We start from the raw sequence: 20,313 nt of genomic DNA on the forward strand, positions 1-20,313 counted from the left end.
TGCGGCTTGGGAGTGAAGAGAGAGTCACACAATCAATGCTAGACCCGGAAAAACTGCAACGGATATTGGAAGGCGCGCTGATGGCGGCGGGTAAACCGCTCAGCCTTCAACAATTGCTTGACCTGTTCGAGCTGGAAGAGCGTCCCGATAACGCCACCTTGAGAAATACCTTAAACGCGATGATGGATGAATGTCAGGGGCGGGGGTTTGAACTCAAATTGGTGGCCAGTGGCTACCGCTATCAAGTGGTGGAAGAGGTTGCGCCTTGGGTAGGGCGCCTGTGGGAGGAAAAACCCCAGCGCTATTCCCGCGCCTTGATGGAAACACTGGCCTTGATTGCTTACCGTCAGCCTATTACCCGTGGCGATATCGAAGATATTCGCGGCGTAGCGGTGAGCTCGCAGATTATTAAAACCTTGCTCGAACGTGAGTGGGTTCGTGTGGTGGGTCATAAAGATGTGCCGGGGCGTCCGGCGATGTATGCCACCACCCGTAAATTCCTCGACTATTTTAATCTTGCCAACTTGGATGAATTGCCCAGCTTGGCAGAGATTGCGGATTTGGATTCACTGAATGGTGAGCTTGATCTCGGCGCTAAAGCGCTTGAGGAAAACGCTGAGGAAATAAACGCTGCGCAAGCCGAAGCCGAAGCCGAAGCCGAAGCCGAAGCCGACTTGATTGATAATGAATTTGAACCCGAAACTGAAGAAAGTAAAACCGATGGCGCGTACTGAAATACTGGCAAATGAAAAACTGCAGAAAGTGCTCGCTCGCGCGGGGCTGGGTTCTCGCCGTGAAATGGAAAAAGTCATCAGCGAAGGCCGGGTAAAGGTCAATGGCCAGCCTGCAACCTTGGGTGATCGCGTGGATAGCAGCGCCACAATTTTGCTGGATGGTCGTCCGGTAAAACATGCGGTTGAGGGCAATAAGCCCCGCATTCTGCTCTACAACAAACCCGAAGGTGAAATCTGCAGCCGCAAAGACCCGGAAGGTCGCCGCTCGGTCTTTGATCGCCTGCCGCGTATCAAGGGCGAGCGCTGGATTTGTGTGGGACGTCTCGACTTCAACACCACCGGCTTGCTGTTGTTTACTACCGACGGTGACTTGGCCAATAAATTAATGCACCCCTCAACGACTATTGAGCGCGAATACCTGTGCCGCGTGATGGGCGCGGCCAAAGAAGAGCAATTGCAGAAGCTAATCGACGGTGTGCAGCTTGAAGATGGCCCGGCCTCTTTTACCGATATTGTTGATGGCGGTGGCGAGGGGATTAATCACTGGTATTACGTGGTGATTATGGAAGGTCGCAACCGCGAGGTTCGCCGCCTATGGGAATCCCAAGGCTTACAGGTAAACCGCTTGAAGCGCGTGCGCTACGGCAATGTGTTTATTCCTTCCAAGGTTAAAGTTGGTCAGTGGACCGAGCTGGAAGCCAAGGAAATTGCCCCAGTTTATGAAATGGCGGGCTTAGACGTGCCGGAAAGCTTAGGTCTCACCGTGAAAAAGAGTGAAGGGCGAAAGCGGAATACTAAAAGGCCCCGATAATCGGGGCCCCTCCGTATTCTTTAATTGTTCGGGTTTTTCGTGGGGATCAGTGAAACGCTTGTTTTTGCAGAGCGCTCATTGTGGTTAAACCATCCCAGTTATCGTTGCGTCCCTCGCGCCAACCCGTCAGCCATTCCTGTTTGAGTTGGTCCTGGTTGTGAGGGCAGGTTCCCTTTTGTTTGCCGGCAAACCCCGCCTGGTATCCACGTTGAAAAGCTCTTTCGGTCATATCGCGTTTCTGTCTTCTCATAGAGCATAAGCCTCCAGTATTGCAGGAAAGACGCCAAGCGCTGTGATTTTTTACTTACGCTTGCGCGCCGCAAAATGCCATCTGAACAGGGGTTGTGTTCAGGTGGATTTTTATCAAACCAGATTTTGCGGGCTGAGGTCGAAGAACTTTTCGTCATAAAACTGAAATACTTTATAGTGTGCTCGAATATAGGAGCTAACTTGCTGTTCAATAAGCGTAAAATTAAATCCCCGTATTTCTCGAGTGCGATTCAATGAGTCACAAGCTGCCAATTATTTTGAGCTGTCCCAAAGGGCTGGAATCGCTGCTGATTGCCGAGGCGGAAAGTCTCGGTGCCGAGCTGGTGAAAGAGAGTGTGGGCAGCTTGCGGATGGATGCCGACCTCCAAACCATCTACCGCCTTTGCCTGTGGTCGCGCTTAGCTAACCGGGTCATGTTGCAGTTGCACGAATGGCAGGGCGATACCGCCGACTCTCTGTATCAGGGGCTGCTGGAAATTGAATGGTCCAAGCATCTCGCCGCCGGCGGCAGTTTATGTATCGACTTTAATGGTCGCAGCGGTGATTTGCGCAACAGCCACTTTGCCGCCTTGCGCGCCAAAGATGCAGTGGTCGATTATTTTCAAAATCGTGGCCAAGCTCGGCCTTCAATCGAAAAGCAAAACCCGGATTTACGCCTTAATGTGCGCCTGAAAAAAGGTCGCTTTCTCGCCGCTCTGGACTTGTCGGGCGAAAGTTTGCACCGCCGTGGCTACCGCCATGAAAGTGGTTTAGCGCCACTGAAAGAAAACCTTGCCGCCGCTATTTTGCTGAGGGCCGACTGGCCGAGTATCGCCAGCCGGGGTGGCGCCTTGATTGATCCCATGTGCGGTTCGGGCACCTTACTTATAGAAGGTGCGTTGATGGCCATGAATATTGCGCCGGGCTTGAAACACGGTCACTGGGGCTTTAGCGGCTGGTTGGGGCACAACGCCAAACTGTGGCAGATGTTGTTCACCGATGCGGAAAATCAGCGCAATGTGGCGATGCAGCGGCAGTGGCCAGAAATTCGTGGCTACGATGCCAGTGGCAAAATTATCGCTCAGGCGGAGGCCAATATTGGCCGTGCCGGTTTAGAGAAAGTGGTAAGAGTTTCACGTCGTGAACTGTCTGAGCTGACGGTGCCCAGCCATCGTGATATTCAGCCGGGTCTGCTGGTCTGCAACCCCCCTTATGGTGAGCGGCTTGGCGATGAAGCCGAGCTGGTGTACCTCTACCAAAGTCTCGGCCAACGCCTGCGCGATCATTTCCTGCATTGGCAGGCGGCTGTATTCACCGGCAACCCCCAGCTGGGCAAACGCATGGGGCTGCGCAGCCACAAACACTATCAGTTTGTGAACGCGAGTATTCCTACGCGCCTGTTGCTGTTTAAGGTGGAGCCAGATCAGTTTGTTGTAGAAAGGTCTACTGCGCCAAACGCAGAAAACATGGGCCAAACCGGGGAGACGGAAGCCGCTGTTGGCAAGTTGTCTGCCGGCGCTGAGATGTTTGCCAATCGTTTGAAGAAAAATATTAAACGCTTGGAGAAATGGCGCCGTCGGGAAAATATTGAATGTTACCGAGTTTACGATGCCGATATGCCGGAATACGCGGTAGCGGTAGATTGCTACGGCGAGGCAATCCATATCTCAGAATATGCGGCACCGGCTTCAGTCGATGAAGACGCCGCCAAAACTCGCCTGCGCGATGTGATACAGGTTTGCAGTCAGGTGTTTAATCAGCCGATTCGCAATATCGCGATTAAAGAGCGCCGTCGCCAGCGCGGCACCGAGCAATATCAACGCCAAGGTGGAAAGCCCAGTTATCAGCAGAAAAATGCCGATGAGGGCTTTATGCAGGTCTCAGAGGGGCAGGCTAAATTGCTGGTGAACCTGTTTGATTATCTGGATACCGGCTTGTTTCTCGATCATCGCCCGGTACGTTTGGATATTGCCGCAAGAGCCAAGGGCAAGCGCTTTCTCAATCTGTTTTCCTATACGGCGGTTGCCAGTGTGCAGGCCGGCTTGGGCGGTGCGCGTCACACCACGTCGGTGGATATGTCGCACACCTATTTGCGCTGGGCGCGGCGCAATTTGTCTTTGAACGGTTTGAGTGAGTCTCGCCACCGAACCGAGCAGGCAGATTGTCGGCGCTGGTTGGCGGAGTGCAAAGAAGAATACGATCTGATTCTGTTAGATCCGCCGACCTTCTCGAATTCCAAGCGTATGGATGATGTTTTGGATACCCAGCGGGATCACGGCGGCTTAATTCGCGAGGCAATGCGCTGCTTGGCAAAAGACGGCTTGCTGATTTTCTCCACTAATAAGCGCGGCTTTATTTTGGATGAGGCGATCGCCTCAAACTTTGACGTGCAGGATAAAACCCAGTGGTCACTGGATGAGGATTTCAAACGGCGCAGCAAACCGATTCATTACTGCTGGTATATTCGCCATCGGGATGGGGCAGGTAAATAAAGGCGGCTTACAAAACGAGCGGCAATAAAAAAGGCGGTCAGTGACCGCCTTTTTTTCTACCAGTGAAACCCGAATTAGATGGGGTTTACGTTGGCAGCTTGAGGGCCTTTTTGGCCGTCTTGTACTTCAAACTCAACCGCTTGGCCTTCAGCAAGGGTTTTGAAACCGTTGCCTTGGATAGCGCTGAAGTGAACAAATACGTCTGGACCAGACTCTTGCTCAATGAAACCAAAGCCTTTGGTTTCGTTGAACCATTTTACTTTGCCAGTAGTTTTAGACATGTCTTTTTAACCTCGTTGTGTTTAATCGCCTTTCGGCACGAGCTGAGATAGGCAGAGGTGCTTATGAAACAGAACGAGGTACTAAAAACGACTTCGTGGTGCATTTGCATAAAACCGGGCTGCGTCTATAGCCAGCACGGCCATTATATACATAGTCCTAAGCCTTAATTAAAGGTTTTTTAGTCTAAGGGGGTGAAATTTTTATTACAGAATTCAGCGCCGTTTTCGAGGTGGCAGTCCGGTATGCTGAGTTAGTATCTTTTTACCGCTCTTATTTTTGGGTTGCCAGTTGGCAGGTTGCCGTGGTGGCACCAGATGTTTTTTGCCATAACCGATCAAATCGCGGCGCCCCATTTTGAGTAATGACTCGCGAATTGACGGCCAACCTTCAGGGTCGTGGTAGCGTAAAAATGCCTTGTGCAAGCGCCGTTGTTTAAGGCCTTTGGCGCTGAAAACCGACTCACTTTTGCGCGACACTTTCTTCAGTGGGTTCTTGCCGGAGTAGTACATGGCGGTGGCATTGGCCATAGGCGAGGGGTAAAACGCCTGCACCTGATCGGCGCGGAAACCGTTGTTTTTCAACCACAGGGCGAGGTTCATCATGTCCTCGTCTGAGGTGCCCGGATGCGCTGCAATAAAGTAAGGAATTAAATATTGTTCCTTACCCGCCTGCTTGGAAAATTTATCGAACATCGCTTTAAAGCGGTCGTAGGTGCCCATGCCCGGTTTCATCATTTTAGACAGCGGGCCGTCTTCAGAATGTTCGGGGGCAATTTTTAAATAACCACCCACATGATGGGTGACCAGTTCACGCACGTATTCGGGTGTTTCCACCGCAAGGTCGTAACGCAGGCCGGAGGCGATCAAGACTTTTTTAACGCCATCCACCGCGCGCACACGGCGGTAAAGATCAATCAGTGGCGTTTGGTCAGTATCCAGATTTTTACAAATACCGGGGAATACACAAGACAAACGGCGGCAGCGCTGCTCGATGGTTTCGCTCTTACAGCGCAGGCGCCACATATTGGCGGTGGGGCCACCGAGGTCGGAAATTACACCGGTAAACGCTGGCGAGGTATCGCGAATTTTTTCAACTTCGCGGGTAATTGATTCCGCCGAGCGGCTCTGAATAATTCGGCCTTCGTGTTCGGTAATGGAACAAAAGCTACAGCCACCAAAACAGCCGCGCATGATATTTACCGAGTGGCGAATCATTTCATAAGCGGGAATACGAGCATCGCCATAACGCGGGTGGGGCAGGCGCTGATAGGGCAGGTCAAACACCCAATCCATTTCATCGGTTTCCAGCGGAATTGGCGGCGGGTTCAGCCACACATCCTTATCGCCGTGGCGCTGAATTAATGCGCGGGCATTGCCGGGGTTGGTTTCCAAATGCAGCACGCGTGCCGCATGGGCATAACTGACCGGATCTTGTTTTACGGTTTCGTAATCCGGCAGGCGAATCACGGTAGTGTCGCTATCCGTGTGTTGTTTGCGCGCTTGCAGTGGGTCGAGAATGGTAACGACCTGCACGTCTTGCTCGGCCGCAGGCGCTTGTTCAAGTCCAGCCGCAGGGGCATTGGCGCAGTTGCCAGAAGCATCGGTTTTGGCAGAAGTGTCGATATAAGGATTTACCGGCGGCTCAACTTTGCCGGGCTGATCAATGCAGCTTGAGTCAATCACCGTCCAACCGGCAGGGACTTCGTCAACCACAAACGCGGTGCCGCGCAGGTTACGGATCTGTTCAATGTCTTCACCCATCGACAGACGGTGGGCGACATCGACAATGGCGCGCTCGGCATTGCCATAGAGCAGCAAATCGGCGCGGGAGTCGAGCAGGATTGAGCGGCGGACTTTATCGCTCCAGTAATCGTAATGGGCGATGCGGCGCAAGCTGGCTTCGATTGAGCCAATCACAATAGGCGAATCTTTATACGCCTCTCGGCAACGTTGTGAGTAGACAATAACAGCGCGGTCGGGCCGCTTGCCGCCTTCGTTGTGGGGCGTATAGGCATCGTCGTGGCGCAGACGCCGATCTGCCGTGTAGCGGTTAATCATTGAATCCATATTGCCGGCGGCAACGCCAAAGAACAGATTCGGTTTGCCTAAACTTTTAAACGCCTCGGCAGATTGCCAATCCGGCTGACTGAGAATACCAACCCGAAACCCCTGTGCTTCCAGTACCCGGCCGATAACCGCCATGCCGAAACTGGGGTGATCCACATAGGCGTCGCCGGTCACAATGATAATGTCGCAGCTATCCCAGCCCAGCGCATCCATTTCTGCGCGGGTAGTCGGCAAATAGGGTGCGGTGCCAAAGCACTCAGCCCAATACGGACGATAATTAAATAGCGGGGTGACTTGCTGGGGCATTGCGGTGACCAGAGGGCGCGAAGAAAACGCGATTATAGCAAATACAGGGTCAGAGTTCTTTTGTCTCGAACGGGATTCGCCCGTGATTTTTGGCTTAAGTGCTTGATAATTTTGTCGTGCCGGTCAAGATTAGGCAGGTTTTGTTTGCCCTGATAGGAGAAGGCCAAGAATGGATTGGTTGAATACACACATTGCCTACTGGCACTGGCTGGTGTTCGGGTTGTTATTGGTGATCACCGAAATCTTTGTGCCCAGCTTTGTGATGATCTGGTTTGGTGCCAGCGCGGTGGCGGTAGGGCTGATTCTGGCCGTGATTGAAATGCCAGTGTCGGTGCAATTACTGATCTGGGCGGCGCTCTCGGTTTTCGATCTGTTTATCTGGTTTAAATTTGTTCATCCGAAGATGAAGGATCGCAGCCTCAGCGGTATGTCTCGCGAACAGTTGATTGGTCAAGAAGGTATGGTGATTAAAGTGGGGCAAGATGGTCACGGCACCATGCGTTTTCCGGTGCCGGTGTTGGGTAATGACGAGTGGTCGTTTATTTGTCGCGGCATGGTTTCAGTGGGTGACAAAGTTTATGTGGAGGAGCTTTCTGGCAACTCCGTTATCGTAAAAGTGCAGCAGCCTCGAGGAGAATAAACATGGATGGATTAGCCGTAACGGCAGTATTAGTTGTACTGGTTTTTGTCACGCTGGCAAAGGGCGTAAAAACCGTTCCCCAAGGTTATAAGCATATTGTGCAGCGCTTGGGAAAATATCACTCCACGCTGAATCCGGGTTTAAACCTGATTATTCCTTATATTGACGATGTGGCGTACAAAGTCACCACCAAGGATATTGTTCTGGATATTCCCTCGCAGGAAGTCATTACCGAAGACAATGCGGTGATCATTGCCAATGCCGTGGCCTATATCAATATCGTGTCGCCGGAAAAAGCAGTATACGGTGTTGAGGACTACACCATCGCCATTCAAAACTTGGTGCAAACGGCGCTGCGTTCAATCGTGGGTGAAATGTCGCTGGACTCGGCGCTGTCATCTCGTGATCAGATCAAAGCCAAGTTGAAAGCGGGTATCTCCGACGATATTTCCGATTGGGGAATCACCCTGAAAACCGTAGAAATCCAAGACATTAACCCATCGCCTACCATGCAGCGCGCAATGGAAGAACAGGCTGCCGCCGAGCGTCAGCGCCGTGCGGCAGTGACCAAGGCCGAAGGTGAAAAACAGGCGGCGATTCTGGAAGCGGAAGGGCGCTTGGAAGCCTCTCGCCGTGATGCCCAGGCAGAAGTGGTACTCGCCAAAGCCAGCGGTGCGGCCATTGAGCTGGTTTCAGAAGCAGTGAAAGACGATGAGCTGCCAGTGATGTATCTGCTGGGTGAGAAATACACCGAGGCGTTAAAGTCCCTGGCTGCCTCCAGTAACGCCAAAACGGTTGTGTTCCCGGCGGACTTGCAGCAAGCTTTGCGCGCCGTTCTCAACCGTAATTAAAACGAACTCCCATGGAAAACACATACCGACTCATTATTAGCTGCCCAGACCGGGTGGGCATTGTTGCCAGAGTCAGCCAGTTTATTGCCGAACAAAGCGGCTGGCTGCTTGAGGCTAACTACCACTCGGATGCCGAAAACAACTGGTTTTTCATGCGCAATGAAATTCGCGCCAGCTCGCTGTCGGTGAATCTTGAAACTTTCCGCCAGAATTTTTCGGTGATTGCCGATGAGTTCGATATGGAGTGGGAACTGATCGACTCCAGTGAAAAACGCAAGGTGGTGATTCTGGCGAGTCACGCCTCGCACTGTATTGCCGACCTGCTGCACCGCTGGCACAGCAATGAGTTGCACTGCGATATCCCTTGTGTGATTTCCAATCACGAAAACCTGCGCAGCATGGTGGAGTGGCACGGTATCCCGTTTTTGTATGTGCCGGTAACGCCGGAAAACAAACCGGAAGCTCATCGTAAAATCATGGATTTAACGGCGGAATACGAGGCCGATACCGTGGTGCTAGCCCGCTATATGCAAATTGTGCCGCCGGAGTTCTGTCGCCGTTATCAGGGCCGGATGATCAATATTCACCACAGCTTCTTACCGTCGTTTATCGGTGCCAATCCCTACCAAAAAGCCTATGAGCGCGGCGTGAAACTGATTGGTGCCACCAGTCACTATGTTACCGAGCAATTGGATGAAGGCCCGATTATTGAGCAGGATGTGATTCGAGTGAATCATCGCCACAGCAAAGATGATCTGGTGCGCTTGGGTAAAGACGTAGAGAAGGCGGTTTTGGCACGGGCGCTGCGTAATCATCTGGAGGATCGGGTGCTGGTGCATGGCAATAAAACCGTGGTGTTCGACTAGGGCTCAGGCGTTCAAATAAGAAGAATAATTGGGTGTGGTTTCCGCCGCTCGCTTGTCATTCTAATAAGTAAAAGTAGATGAAAAGCGGGCTGGGGGAGCGTTGTCACATTTCTGTAACATAACTGTCATAGGATGGGCGCGCGACCCAAATTGACCAGTTTTAAGATAAAGCTGGTAGTCAAAGGAGACACACATGAACGCTTTTTTTAAGTCTGCTACTAAAGCCCTTGTTTTGGCTGGCGGCCTAGCAACGTCTTTTTCATCATTCGCTGCACGTGAAAATATCGATATCGTCGGTTCTTCAACGGTTTATCCTTTTGCAACCGTTGTGGCTGAGCGTTTTGGCCGTGCTACGGGTAATCCTACTCCTAAAATTGAATCTACCGGTTCCGGTGGTGGCATGAAGCTGTTCTGTGATGGTGTTGGTCTTGGCTACCCTGACATTACTAATGCATCTCGTCGGATTAAGCGTTCTGAATTTAAGTCTTGTCAGGAAAATGGCGTCAAAGAAATTATCGAGGTACCAGTCGGATTTGATGGCATCGTCATTGCCAACTCCTTGGAAGCTGAACCGATGTCATTGACTCGGCGTGAGCTGTTTTTGGCCCTCGCCGCAAAAATTCCGGGTGAAAATCAGGGCGAGCTGATCGACAACCCCAATAAAACGTGGAAAGACGTTAATCCAGAATTACCTGCAGTTAAAATTGAAGTTTTGGGACCGCCACCCACTTCAGGCACCCGTGATGCTTTTGTTGAGCTTGCGATGGAAGTGGGTTGCGAGTCTTTCCCTTGGGTTAAGAGCTTGAGCAAGTCGGATAAAAACTTGTTTAAGTCGATTTGTCACAGCATTCGTGAAGATGGAATGTATGTGGAAGCGGGGGAGAATGACAACCTGATCGTCCAAAAACTCCAAGCTAATCCAGCCGCTCTTGGTATCTTCGGCTTTAGCTTCCTTGATCAAAACGCAGACAAGGTTCGCGGTTCAAAAATTGAGGGAGTTGAGCCCAGCTTTGATAATATTGCCGACAAATCGTATCCGGTATCTCGCCCATTGTATTTCTACGTTAAGAAAGCGCACGTAGGTGTTGTGCCCGGTATTGAGGCTTTTCTTCACGAGTTCACTAGCGAAAAAGCGTGGGGTGATGAAGGCTATCTGGCAGATAAGGGTATGATTCCACTGCCGAAAGCGACTCGAGATGCATTGTCTGAATCGATACGCAACTTAAAAGTCATGACCGGCCAAGAAGATTTGCACTAAGTGTAAATTGAGGCAAATATGCTGACTCACTGGCCCCTCTTTGGAGGGGTCAGTTGTGTTTGCGACAGGGGAACTAAGGAAACCTATGCAAGCTTCAACCTTGTTCATCATTATTATTGGCTTAAGTATCTTTGGGTACTTTATGGGCCAAGGCAGAGCGTTGGCGCTTGCTAAACCGCTAGGCGGGATTCGCAAACTCCATTCGCTTCCAAGTTATTATGCGGCACAAGCTGCCCTGTTTTGCGCCTTGCCTGCGATTGTCTTAATGGGGCTGTGGCTGATTTTTGAGCAGCCAATAATCGATAGCTTGGTGATGTCTCGTGTTGAAGCTGGTGGCCTCATCGAAAGCAAGGCAGATTACAACCTAGCTTTGAATCGGGTTCACAATATTGCAGCTGGCGTTTTGAGCCGTGAAGGGCAGCAGAGTGTTGTGCTGGCAGCGGCAGATAACCTGAATGCTTTTCGTACTAATGCGCGATTAGCTCTTACCTTACTTGCCTTAAGCTTGTCAGTAGCAGGGCTTGTTCTAGGATTACGCCGGATTCGCCCTGATTTTCGTGCCCGCGCATCCGTAGAGTGGATCATGAGTGGGTTGCTCATGGCTTGTGCGCTCTTGGCCATTTTTACCACACTCGGCATTTTGTTGTCGGTGGTGTTTGAGTCAATCCACTTCTTTAGATCTGTACCTATCAGCGAATTTATTTTTGGCACCAGTTGGAGTCCGCAAACGGCGATTCGGGCTGATCAGGTGGGTTCTTCTGGAAGTTTTGGCGCGGTCCCTCTGTTTACTGGCACCTTGCTTATTTCTGCTGTTGCTATGTTTGTTGCGGTTCCCGTTGGTTTAATGTCGGCGATTTATCTGGCCGAGTACGCCAGTCGTCGCACTCGCACTTTGGTTAAGCCAACCCTTGAAATTCTGGCCGGTATTCCAACGGTAGTTTACGGTTTTTTTGCCGCATTGACGGTCGCCCCATTTATTCGCAACCTCGGGGAGAGCCTGGGGCTTGATGTGTCTTCCGAGAGTGCACTTGCGGCGGGCTCGGTAATGGGGGTGATGATTATTCCATTTATTTCGTCCCTTGCTGACGATGTAATTACCGCTGTGCCGCAATCCATGCGCGATGGTTCACTTGCGCTGGGCGCGACCAAGTCAGAAACCATTCGGAAAGTGGTTGTACCTGCAGCACTCCCCGGTATTGTGGGTGGGGTTTTGTTAGCGCTGTCCCGCGCGATTGGCGAAACCATGATTGTAGTGATGGCTGCAGGCATGGCTGCAAATTTAACGGCTAATCCTTTAGATACCGTAACGACGGTTACCGTACAAATTGTGACGCTGCTAACGGGTGACCAAGAATTCGATAGCGCCAAAACCCTTGCGGCTTTTGCTCTTGGTTTGATGCTGTTTGTGGTGACCTTGTGTTTGAATATTGTCGCTTTGCGCGTGGTAAAAAAATATCGGGAGCAATATGAATAATTCTGCCGAAAATTTGAGGCGTATTCAGAAGTCTCTAAAAAAGCGCTATTTTGTTGAGCGTTGTTTTCTATGGAGCGGTCGTGCTGCTATCACGCTGGGTTTGTTAGCGGTATTGGTTTTGTTTGTCGATATAACTAGCAAAGGTTATGGCGCCTTCCGTTCTACAGAAATATTGTTGGATATCCATTACGACGCGGATGCGCTTGGTATAGACAATCTGCACGATGAGAAGCAGCTGGCCTTTGCTGATTGGGATGTGCTGTTGAAAAATGCCTTAAGAGAGCAATTTCCCGATGCCAGTGGCCGCAAAGAGCGCAAGCAGTTATACGGCTTGGTCAGTAATGGCGCGGGCTTTGACTTAAAAGAGCGTTTAATCGCAAATCCCAAGCTGCTCAATACTTCCGAAAAAGTCTGGATTATTGCCGATGATGACATCGACACCTATTACAAGTCGTGGTTGAGCGGTGATCCTTATGCTGAGCGCATGTCTGAGAAGCAAATTCAGTGGATAGAAGTTTTAGATGAGCAGGGCGCAATTGCGCTCAAGTTCAGCAAGAACCTGTTTACTCGAGGGGATTCTCGAGAGCCTGAGCAAGCCGGTATCTGGGGCGCGGTAATGGGCTCTTTATTTACGCTGGCAATTACATTCTGCCTCTCCTTTCCAATTGGTGTGGCAGCAGCGATCTATCTTGAAGAATTTGCGCCGCGGAATCGATTAACTGATTTTATAGAGGTAAACATCAATAATTTGGCGGCGGTACCGTCGATTATTTTTGGTTTATTGGGACTGGCGATTTTCATCAACTTTTTTCACGTGCCAAGATCGGCGCCTCTGGTTGGTGGCCTAGTGCTTACCTTGATGACATTGCCGACTATTATTATTACCAGTCGCGCAGCGATTAAGTCTGTGCCTCCCTCCATTCGTGAGGCGGCTTTAGGAATGGGGGCTTCCCGTCATCAAGTTGTTATGCACCATGTATTACCCTTATCGATGCCTGGAATGTTGACCGGTGCAATTATTGGTATGGCGCAGGCATTGGGTGAAACCGCACCCTTGTTGATGATTGGTATGGTCGCTTTTATTGTGGATATTCCCCAAGGCTTTACCGACCCTGCGACGGTTTTGCCAGTGCAAATTTTCCTTTGGGCAGATAGCCCTGAGCGCGCATTTGTAGAGAAAACATCTGCCGCTATTATGGTGCTGTTATCTTTCCTGATCGTAATGAATATGACCGCAGTTTGGATTCGTAAGCGTCTGGAACGACGTTGGTAAGAGAGTATTTGTAGATGCCAGATATGAAAGTGAATGAAAAGCATGTCACCGTGGGTAAGCAGTTCCATGATGATCCACGGATGACAATGCGCAATGTAAATGTCTTTTACGGTGAAAAACAGGCCATCCACGATGTCAGCATAGATATCGGTAAAAATGAAGTGATGGCCATGATTGGTCCCTCGGGTTGCGGTAAATCTACATTCCTGCGTTCACTCAATCGCATGAACGACACGGTAGAAGGTTGCCGTGTTGAGGGTGAAATCTGCATGGATGGAGAAAGCCTGTATAACACCAAATTAGATGTTGTTGAGCTGCGAGCGCGTGTGGGTATGGTGTTTCAAAAGCCCAACCCGTTTCCAAAATCTATTTATGAAAATGTTGCTTACGGCGCAAAAATCCACGGCCTAGCAGATAGCCGTATTGACTTAGATGAGATTGTGGAAAATAGTCTCAATAAGGCGGGCTTGTGGAAAGAGGTAAAGGACCGCTTGCACCAACCGGGCACGGGCTTGTCGGGTGGTCAGCAGCAGCGTTTGTGTATTGCGCGTGCGATTGCGGTGACGCCAGAAGTTATTTTGATGGACGAGCCTTGTTCTGCACTAGACCCGATTGCTACGGCAAGGATCGAAGAGCTGATTAAAGAATTGAGTGAAAATTTCACTATCGCGATAGTGACGCACTCCATGCAGCAAGCGGCGCGGGTGTCCGATCGGACAGCATATTTCCATTTGGGACAATTAATCGAAGTCAATCCGACCGAACAAGTCTTTACCATGCCTGAGCATGAATTGACTGAAGGCTATATCACCGGTCGTTTTGGATAATAAAGGATAGGCGGCGTGGATAAACTCTCATTTGAAAACCATATTGCTTCTCGCTATGACGAGGAGCTAGAACAAATTTTCTCCCAGCTTATGGCAATGGGCGGCAAAGTTGAGCAGCAGGTACAGCTTGCAGTAAAGGCCATTCTAGACTCAGATAGCAATATTGCTGAGAGAGTTATTCAGGGCGATAAAGATGTCGATCGTATGGAGATACGTATCGACGAAGACTGTGTATTGGTTATCGCAAGACGCCAACCCACGGCAAGTGACTTGCGACTGGTCATATCCGTAACTCGTGCGGTTGCCGATCTGGAACGTATTGGCGATGAGGCTGAAAAAATTGCCAAACACGCTCTTGAATTAATAGAACATGGGCCGCTGATGTCTGGCTATACGGTAGTGAGTCAGCTAGGGGTTTCTGTCACAGCAATGCTACACAATGCGCTGGACGCTTTTGCTCGGTTTGATGCCGATGCCGCGATGCGAACCATTGATGAAGACAAACAGGTGGATCAAGAATATAAAGCTGCGCTTAGCGAACTTGATACGTTGATGGCGAGTGAGCCCGCTTTGTTGAAACAATATTTAAATTTGGTCTGGATTGTGCGTTCACTAGAGCGTATTGGTGATCATGCCAAAAACCTTTGCGAACAAATTGTCTTTGTTGCCAAAGGTAAAGATATACGCCACCAGTAATCTTTTAACGCCAAGTCCTTTTCTTCTGAACCGGCAGATTGCTGATCTGCCGGTTTTTTTTGCCTTTTATTTCATGAAAATATTTCGGCCAAATATTTCAAAAACCTTTCAAAATCATGACATTGTAAATATTTATGGTGATTTTATAGTCAAAAGCCGCTGATTTTCTGATCAAAAAACGCACTTGTCACAATACTGTAATATAAACGTCATATTATGCTCCCGCACTTAGGCAAGGTTACATACTTATAAAGCCATGCAATTTAAACAAAACATTGGGAATGCATCGATGAACAACACAAATACGATCCACAAGCTCGGTTTATTAGGACTTTTGCTTCTTGGTGGGCAGAGCGCTTATGCGGCCGATCAAATTGATCTACTTGATACGCTGGTCGCGAAGCAGGTTCTTACTCAGGCAGAAGCGGACCAACTGCGCGCTAATCAAAAATCGCAAGCTACAGTGGAAGTTGGTAAAAAAGGCTTGGTAGTTAAAAGTGCAGACAAAAACTACTCCATTAACGTGGGTGGACGTATTCACGCCGATTTTGCTACTACCGACCATGAAGACTTGGCCGGCGGGAAAGATGCCATTGATGGTACCGAGATTCGTCGGGCCCGTTTACATATCAAAGGCAATGTAGGCAAACAGTGGTCGTACGTGCTTGAAACGGATTTTGCGGGTATTAACGTTAGCCAAAAAGATGTCAATGTTGGTTACCACCTGAAAGATCTGCCTTTTACCATTACTGCAGGCCACCAAAAGCAAGCGGTAAGCATGGAGCTGGAAGAAAGTTCCAATGACATTCTGTTTACTGAGCGCTCAACTGTTGCGGCTCTTTCTACCCCTTATTTTGATCGCGCTCTGGGTGTGACCATTGGTGGTGGCGGCGATAATTGGCACTTCAAAACCGGTGTTTTTGGTGACACCACCGCATCCGGTACGGCTGATGAGGGCAGTGGTTTCGGCATGCGAGGTAGTTATGCACCTATCGCGGAAAACGGCAAAGTCCTGCATTTCGGGGCGTCTTTTGGTATGCGTAAAACCAGTGACGATTATCTGGCTAACGGCAAGTCGCCGAGCTTTAGCTACAAGACGTCAAACTTTTCGGGTTTAAAGCCGGTTGAAGCCAAGATTGGGCTTGAGGAAATGAGTGAAGTACAGCTGGGCATTCTCGAATTTGCCGCCATTAGTGGCAAGTGGTCTTTCCAAAGTGAGCTGGCGCAAAACCGTGTTGAGCGTGATACGGGTGATAACGTGGGTTTCAATGCCCAATATGTGCAGGTTGGTTACTCTGTGTTCGGCGGTCAAAGAACTTACAAAGCATCTGAAGGTGAGTTCAAACACTTGTCTGTTCAATCGGGTGGTGCGTTGGAATTAGCACTGCGTTTGGATCAGATTGATTTGGAAGACAAGGACATTAGCGGTGGTAAGGCCAAGCGTGCGGGGATTGCGGTGAATTGGTATCCCAATAACAATGTTCGCATTATGTTTGACTACATCAGAAGCTTTGACCTGGACGGTGGCGCCATTCAAAACATCAATAACGAACCTGCAGGTGATATTGATACCTTTGCTGCACGGATTCAGTGGAATATCTAATACACATTTGTTGTACAGAAAGGGGTATGCCGTTGGCATACCCCTTTTTTATTTGTGGACTGGAAATTTGCAGCTAAATTTTGCGCCACGACCAGCGCTACTGGAAATGCTCAACTCGCCGTCATAGCGATTAAGTAAATGTTTGACGATCGCCATACCCAAGCCAGAGCCACCAGTTTGAGAGTTACGGCTACTGTCTGCTCGATAGAAGCGCTCAGTGATTCGAGGTAGTGCCTCTTCTGGAATACCGATGCCGTTATCCTCAATATTGATCACCAGCTGTCTTCCGTAATGATGCGCTGAAATGCGAATGTCGCAGCCTTGAGGATTGTGTTGAACGGCATTAAAAACAATATTGCCGATGGCGCTGTGCAAATCATTCGCTTTAATCGACAATTTGAGAGTGTCACTGCAGTCGAGAGTAACGTTATGTAGTCCCTCACTTAATTGTTTTGCTTCGTTTGCAATTTGCTTAAGCACAGGAAGCAGTGGGATAGGGTCGGTTTGAACAAGTTCGTTCTCGGTTTCCAGCTTTGAAAGTAAAATCAAATCATCTGAGATAGCTCTCATCCGTTTGATTTGTTGTTCCATCTGGCTGAAAGCTCGGCCCACCATTGGGTTGTCTGACTTCTGGATGTTTTGCAGGGTTTCGATATAGCCTTGTAGCACGGTCAGTGGGGTGCGCAACTCGTGGGAGACGTTGCCGACAAACTCGCGCCGAAGCTGGTCGAGGTTGCGAACCCGGGTAATGTCGCTAAAGACAAGCACAATTTCTTTTTTGCCAAAATTGGCGGCGTGTACGCTCAGATACATCCCTTTGTGTAAGGGAGAGGGCATTTCCAGTGCGTCGCTGAAATCCTGCTTTTGCATATAATCAATAAACTCAGGTTGGCGAATTAAGTTGATGATGGCGGTGCCACGGTCACTACTTTTTAACCCGAGTAAGTGTTTTGCAGAATTATTCCAAATATCTATACCGAGTTCTCGGTTAAGTACCAAAATCCCTTGATCCAGCGCAGCAATGAGGCTGCTCATACGCTTTACGGCTTCTTGGAGTCTTTTCTTTCTGCGCAGGTCACGGCGTTTTTGTCTTGCCAGAGCGTTAGCGAGGTCGCCCCATACGCCGGAGTTGTAGGGCGCTGGATTTTTGAGTCCTGCTTCAATCCAGTGGAAGGTTCGGTAAATGGTGCGTAGCGTCCAAATCAGGTAGATAACCCCGCCAATGATGACGCAAATATAGGGGTAGCCAATACTTAGCCCAAATAAAAAGGAGAAGAGCGTGATGCCTAAAGCGCGCCAGATCTCCGTTTGTATTCCTTGCAATGATAAGCCCTTTTACGTTGTGTATCGTTTTTATTGGATGAACACTAGCCGGCAGGCTGCCAGCTGTCCTTTCGTGCAGCAGTTATACAGGAACTTTATAGCTGCAAGTTCCATATTTTGGTTTTATTTCTTTGCCAAGGCAATCAAGAAGTTCGCTCGGAAAAACGATAACCACTACCGCGCACGGTCTGAATAAAGTCGTCATGGCCATCTATAGCAATTGCTTTACGCAGGCGGCGAATGTGAACGTCCACGGTGCGCTCTTCGACGTAGGTATTGGTGCCCCAAACATGATCCAGTAATTGCGAGCGAGAATACACACGATCTTGGTGGGTAAGGAAAAACTCCAGCAGGCGGAATTCAGTTGGCCCTAAATTTACATCTTGTTCAGAGATCAATACGCGGTGGCCGATGGGGTCGAATTTCATCTCGCCAACTTGGATTAACTCTTCGGATTGCTCACGGCCGTGGCGGCGCAGCAGTGCATTGATGCGAGACAGCAGTTCGCGTTGTGAAAACGGCTTGCGAATATAGTCGTCGGCACCGGCATCCAGTCCAGTAATGGTGCTTTCTTCTTCGGCTTTTGCGGTGAGCATAATAACCGGTAGAGTTTTGGTCAGCTCATCCTTGCGCAAGCGCAGCAAGAGTTCTAGGCCTGAAGTGCCGGGCATCATCCAGTCCAATAAAACCAGATCGGGCCTCTGGTCTAGAATAATGGCATGTGCTTTTTGCGCATTATTGGCGGTCAGGATTTCGTAACCTTCTGCCCCCAGCGCCATCGCCAGCATGTCGGAGATGGCAACTTCGTCATCAACGATTAAGATTTTTTCAGTACTCACGAAATTTACCTTTCAATTTTTCCTTGGCGTATTTTGCGACAGATTGATGACAGAAATATGACAGCGATTTTGGTTGAATTCATACTATCTTATTCTTTTTTCAGCCTTTTAAAGGCGTCGGCGCTTAGGGCCCAAGAGGTAGTTCTAGCATCATCCAGCCCAATAGCAATATCGACCACGCCAACAATAATGCCAGCGAGTAGGGCAGCATTAAGCTAATCAGTGTGCCCATCCCGGTTTTGGCTTGGTGACGCTGGGCAAAGGCTAATACCACGCCAAAATAGGGCATTAAGGGAGTGATGATATTGGTGCTGGAATCGCCTATCCGATACGCCATCTGCGCGGCCTCGGGGGCCACTCCGGTGATATACAGCATGGGTAGAAATACCGGCGCCAAAATGGCCCATTTGGCTGAGGCACTGCCGATCATCAAATTAATCAATGCACTGACTAATATAAATGCCAGCAATAAGCTGGTGTGGGAAAGCTGTGCCTGTTGTAGCCAGTTTGCGCCATTAATAGCAGCCAGCGTACCAAGGCCCGACCAAGCAAAGTAATTCACAAATTGCGCGGCAAAAAACATCATCACCAAATAGCTGGCCAAGGTGGCAACGCCGCTTTCCATGCCTTCTATCCAATCGCTTGCCGAGCGGTAGGCGCCACTGATAAAGCCGTAAAGCGCTCCGGCCAAGGCGGCGTACAGGGCAATAAAAACCACGAAATTTTTAAGCAGCGGCAGCGCTGCCAAGCCATTGGGGTCGGGATTGCGCAGCAGGGCGTTTTCAGGAATGACTAGCATCGCCAAAAACAGCAGGTAAGCAATGCTGAAGAGGCCTGCCCAGCGCAGGGCCAAGCGTTCATTTTCTGCAGGCAATTTGCTGGCGGATATTTTGGCAGCGGGCTCATCGCCTTGATGATCTTCACTGACAAGGTTTTCTTCTTCAATCGACGATTTTGCCAGCCGGGGTTCAATCACTTTGTCTGTAATCAGGGCGCCAACAATACTGACCAGAAAGGTAGAAACAATAATGAAGTAATAATTATCACTGGCCAGCACAGCGGCGTTGCTGTCGACCAAATGCACGGCTTCAGTGGAGATGCCGCTCAGAATCGCATCTACCGGGCCGAGTAGAAGATTGGCACTGTAACCGCCGGATACCCCGGCAAAGGCGGCGGCAATTCCCGCTAAAGGTGCGCGTCCGGCGGCTTTAAAGATTAATCCCGCCAGTGGGATCAGCACCACATAGCCGGCATCAAATCCGAGGCTGGAAATCACGCCAGTAAAAACAATTGCCAAGCTGAGGAATCGGGCGGGAATATTGCGCGTCAGTTTTTTCAGTAGGGCACCGAGCAAACCAGAATGCTCGGCCACGGCGATGCCCATAACCGCCACAATCACCGGGCCAACCGGGGCAAATTGCATAAAATTACTGACGGCACTGCTAATCATCCAGCGCAAACCTTCACTGGATAATAAGGATTTAGCAGAGATGATTGTGCCATTGCTAGGGTGGCTGACACTGCTGCCGGAAGCGGTAAAAATTGCCGATAGCAGCACGACAATCAGGGAGAAAATTATAAACAGTACGCTGGGGTGAGGAAGCTTATTGCCAAGGCTCTCCAACAGGGTGAGTAGTGAAAACCGTCGGCTGGCATTGGTGTTATTCGGTGTCATGGGCTGATCCGTACTGGCTTGAGTGTGTATCATAGCGGTTTTTTTCAA

At 49.8% G+C, this 20,313-nt stretch carries 18 protein-coding genes; 12 read left to right on the plus strand and 6 right to left on the minus strand.

What is annotated here, in order from left to right; genetic code table 11:
• Positions 1–35 precede the first annotated feature (35 nt).
• Together scpB and rluB are read left to right on the plus strand one after the other, a co-directional pair.
• On the plus strand, positions 36–734 hold the full coding sequence (gene scpB / locus IB286_RS08945; protein WP_190764633.1) for an SMC-Scp complex subunit ScpB: 699 nt from the start codon (positions 36–38) through the stop codon (positions 732–734).
• Positions 685–1,545 (plus strand): 23S rRNA pseudouridine(2605) synthase RluB, encoded by an 861-nt coding sequence (gene rluB, locus IB286_RS08950; protein ID WP_398284913.1) that lies wholly within the window; start codon positions 685–687, stop codon positions 1,543–1,545. Before scpB ends, rluB begins: the two co-directional genes overlap by 50 nt.
• A gap of 46 nt (positions 1,546–1,591) precedes the next feature.
• Here rluB and rmf read toward each other — a convergent pair whose 3' ends face one another.
• On the minus strand, positions 1,592–1,795 hold the full coding sequence (rmf, locus tag IB286_RS08955; protein ID WP_190764636.1) for a ribosome modulation factor: 204 nt from the start codon (positions 1,793–1,795) through the stop codon (positions 1,592–1,594).
• 253 nt (positions 1,796–2,048) lie between these two features.
• Between rmf and rlmKL the strand changes: the two genes are divergently transcribed.
• Positions 2,049–4,286 (plus strand): bifunctional 23S rRNA (guanine(2069)-N(7))-methyltransferase RlmK/23S rRNA (guanine(2445)-N(2))-methyltransferase RlmL, encoded by a 2,238-nt coding sequence (gene rlmKL, locus IB286_RS08960; protein WP_190764638.1) that lies wholly within the window; start codon positions 2,049–2,051, stop codon positions 4,284–4,286.
• Positions 4,287–4,360: 74 nt separating this feature from the next.
• Here rlmKL and cspE read toward each other — a convergent pair whose 3' ends face one another.
• Entirely contained in the window at positions 4,361–4,567 is a 207-nt protein-coding gene (cspE, locus tag IB286_RS08965) for a transcription antiterminator/RNA stability regulator CspE (RefSeq protein WP_190764640.1), read from the minus strand.
• Between the two features lie 213 nt (positions 4,568–4,780).
• On the minus strand, positions 4,781–6,940 hold the full coding sequence (locus tag IB286_RS08970) for a YgiQ family radical SAM protein (RefSeq protein ID WP_190764642.1): 2,160 nt from the start codon (positions 6,938–6,940) through the stop codon (positions 4,781–4,783).
• Positions 6,941–7,109: 169 nt separating this feature from the next.
• Between IB286_RS08970 and IB286_RS08975 the strand changes: the two genes are divergently transcribed.
• The 9 genes from IB286_RS08975 (at position 7,110) to IB286_RS09015 (ending at position 16,428) form a co-directional block, all read left to right on the plus strand.
• Complete coding sequence (locus IB286_RS08975; protein ID WP_190764644.1) at positions 7,110–7,580, plus strand: NfeD family protein; 471 nt, start codon at positions 7,110–7,112, stop codon at positions 7,578–7,580.
• Between the two features lie 2 nt (positions 7,581–7,582).
• On the plus strand, positions 7,583–8,431 hold the full coding sequence (locus tag IB286_RS08980; RefSeq protein WP_190764646.1) for an SPFH domain-containing protein: 849 nt from the start codon (positions 7,583–7,585) through the stop codon (positions 8,429–8,431).
• An 11-nt stretch (positions 8,432–8,442) separates the two neighbouring features.
• Positions 8,443–9,297, plus strand: coding sequence for a formyltetrahydrofolate deformylase (purU, locus tag IB286_RS08985; RefSeq protein ID WP_190764648.1), 855 nt, complete (start codon positions 8,443–8,445; stop codon positions 9,295–9,297).
• 193 nt (positions 9,298–9,490) lie between these two features.
• Entirely contained in the window at positions 9,491–10,555 is a 1,065-nt protein-coding gene (locus IB286_RS08990) for a PstS family phosphate ABC transporter substrate-binding protein (protein ID WP_190764649.1), read from the plus strand.
• An 85-nt stretch (positions 10,556–10,640) separates the two neighbouring features.
• Positions 10,641–12,029 carry a phosphate ABC transporter permease subunit PstC gene (gene pstC / locus IB286_RS08995; protein WP_190764651.1) on the plus strand — a complete coding sequence of 463 codons (1,389 nt, stop codon included), beginning with the start codon at positions 10,641–10,643 and terminating at the stop codon, positions 12,027–12,029.
• Positions 12,022–13,302, plus strand: a complete 1,281-nt coding sequence (gene pstA, locus IB286_RS09000) for a phosphate ABC transporter permease PstA (RefSeq protein WP_190764653.1) — start codon at positions 12,022–12,024, stop codon at positions 13,300–13,302. Before pstC ends, pstA begins: the two co-directional genes overlap by 8 nt.
• Before the next feature lie 14 nt (positions 13,303–13,316).
• Complete coding sequence (gene pstB / locus IB286_RS09005; protein ID WP_190764655.1) at positions 13,317–14,129, plus strand: phosphate ABC transporter ATP-binding protein PstB; 813 nt, start codon at positions 13,317–13,319, stop codon at positions 14,127–14,129.
• A gap of 15 nt (positions 14,130–14,144) precedes the next feature.
• Positions 14,145–14,825 (plus strand): phosphate signaling complex protein PhoU, encoded by a 681-nt coding sequence (gene phoU / locus IB286_RS09010; protein ID WP_190764657.1) that lies wholly within the window; start codon positions 14,145–14,147, stop codon positions 14,823–14,825.
• A gap of 289 nt (positions 14,826–15,114) precedes the next feature.
• The gene (locus tag IB286_RS09015) at positions 15,115–16,428 is read left to right on the plus strand and encodes an OprO/OprP family phosphate-selective porin (protein ID WP_190764660.1); all 1,314 of its coding nucleotides are present in this window, start codon (positions 15,115–15,117) and stop codon (positions 16,426–16,428) included.
• 48 nt (positions 16,429–16,476) lie between these two features.
• Here IB286_RS09015 and phoR read toward each other — a convergent pair whose 3' ends face one another.
• The 3 genes from phoR to IB286_RS09030 form a co-directional block, all read right to left on the minus strand.
• Positions 16,477–17,751, minus strand: coding sequence for a phosphate regulon sensor histidine kinase PhoR (gene phoR / locus IB286_RS09020; protein WP_190764662.1), 1,275 nt, complete (start codon positions 17,749–17,751; stop codon positions 16,477–16,479).
• A 143-nt stretch (positions 17,752–17,894) separates the two neighbouring features.
• The gene (gene phoB, locus IB286_RS09025; RefSeq protein ID WP_190764664.1) at positions 17,895–18,590 is read right to left on the minus strand and encodes a phosphate regulon transcriptional regulator PhoB; all 696 of its coding nucleotides are present in this window, start codon (positions 18,588–18,590) and stop codon (positions 17,895–17,897) included.
• 124 nt (positions 18,591–18,714) lie between these two features.
• Complete coding sequence (locus IB286_RS09030; RefSeq protein ID WP_223826250.1) at positions 18,715–20,298, minus strand: AbgT family transporter; 1,584 nt, start codon at positions 20,296–20,298, stop codon at positions 18,715–18,717.
• Positions 20,299–20,313: the final 15 nt, after the last annotated feature.

The sequence above is a fragment of the Spongiibacter pelagi genome (assembly GCF_014705705.1).
GTDB lineage: Bacteria > Pseudomonadota > Gammaproteobacteria > Pseudomonadales > Spongiibacteraceae > Spongiibacter > Spongiibacter pelagi.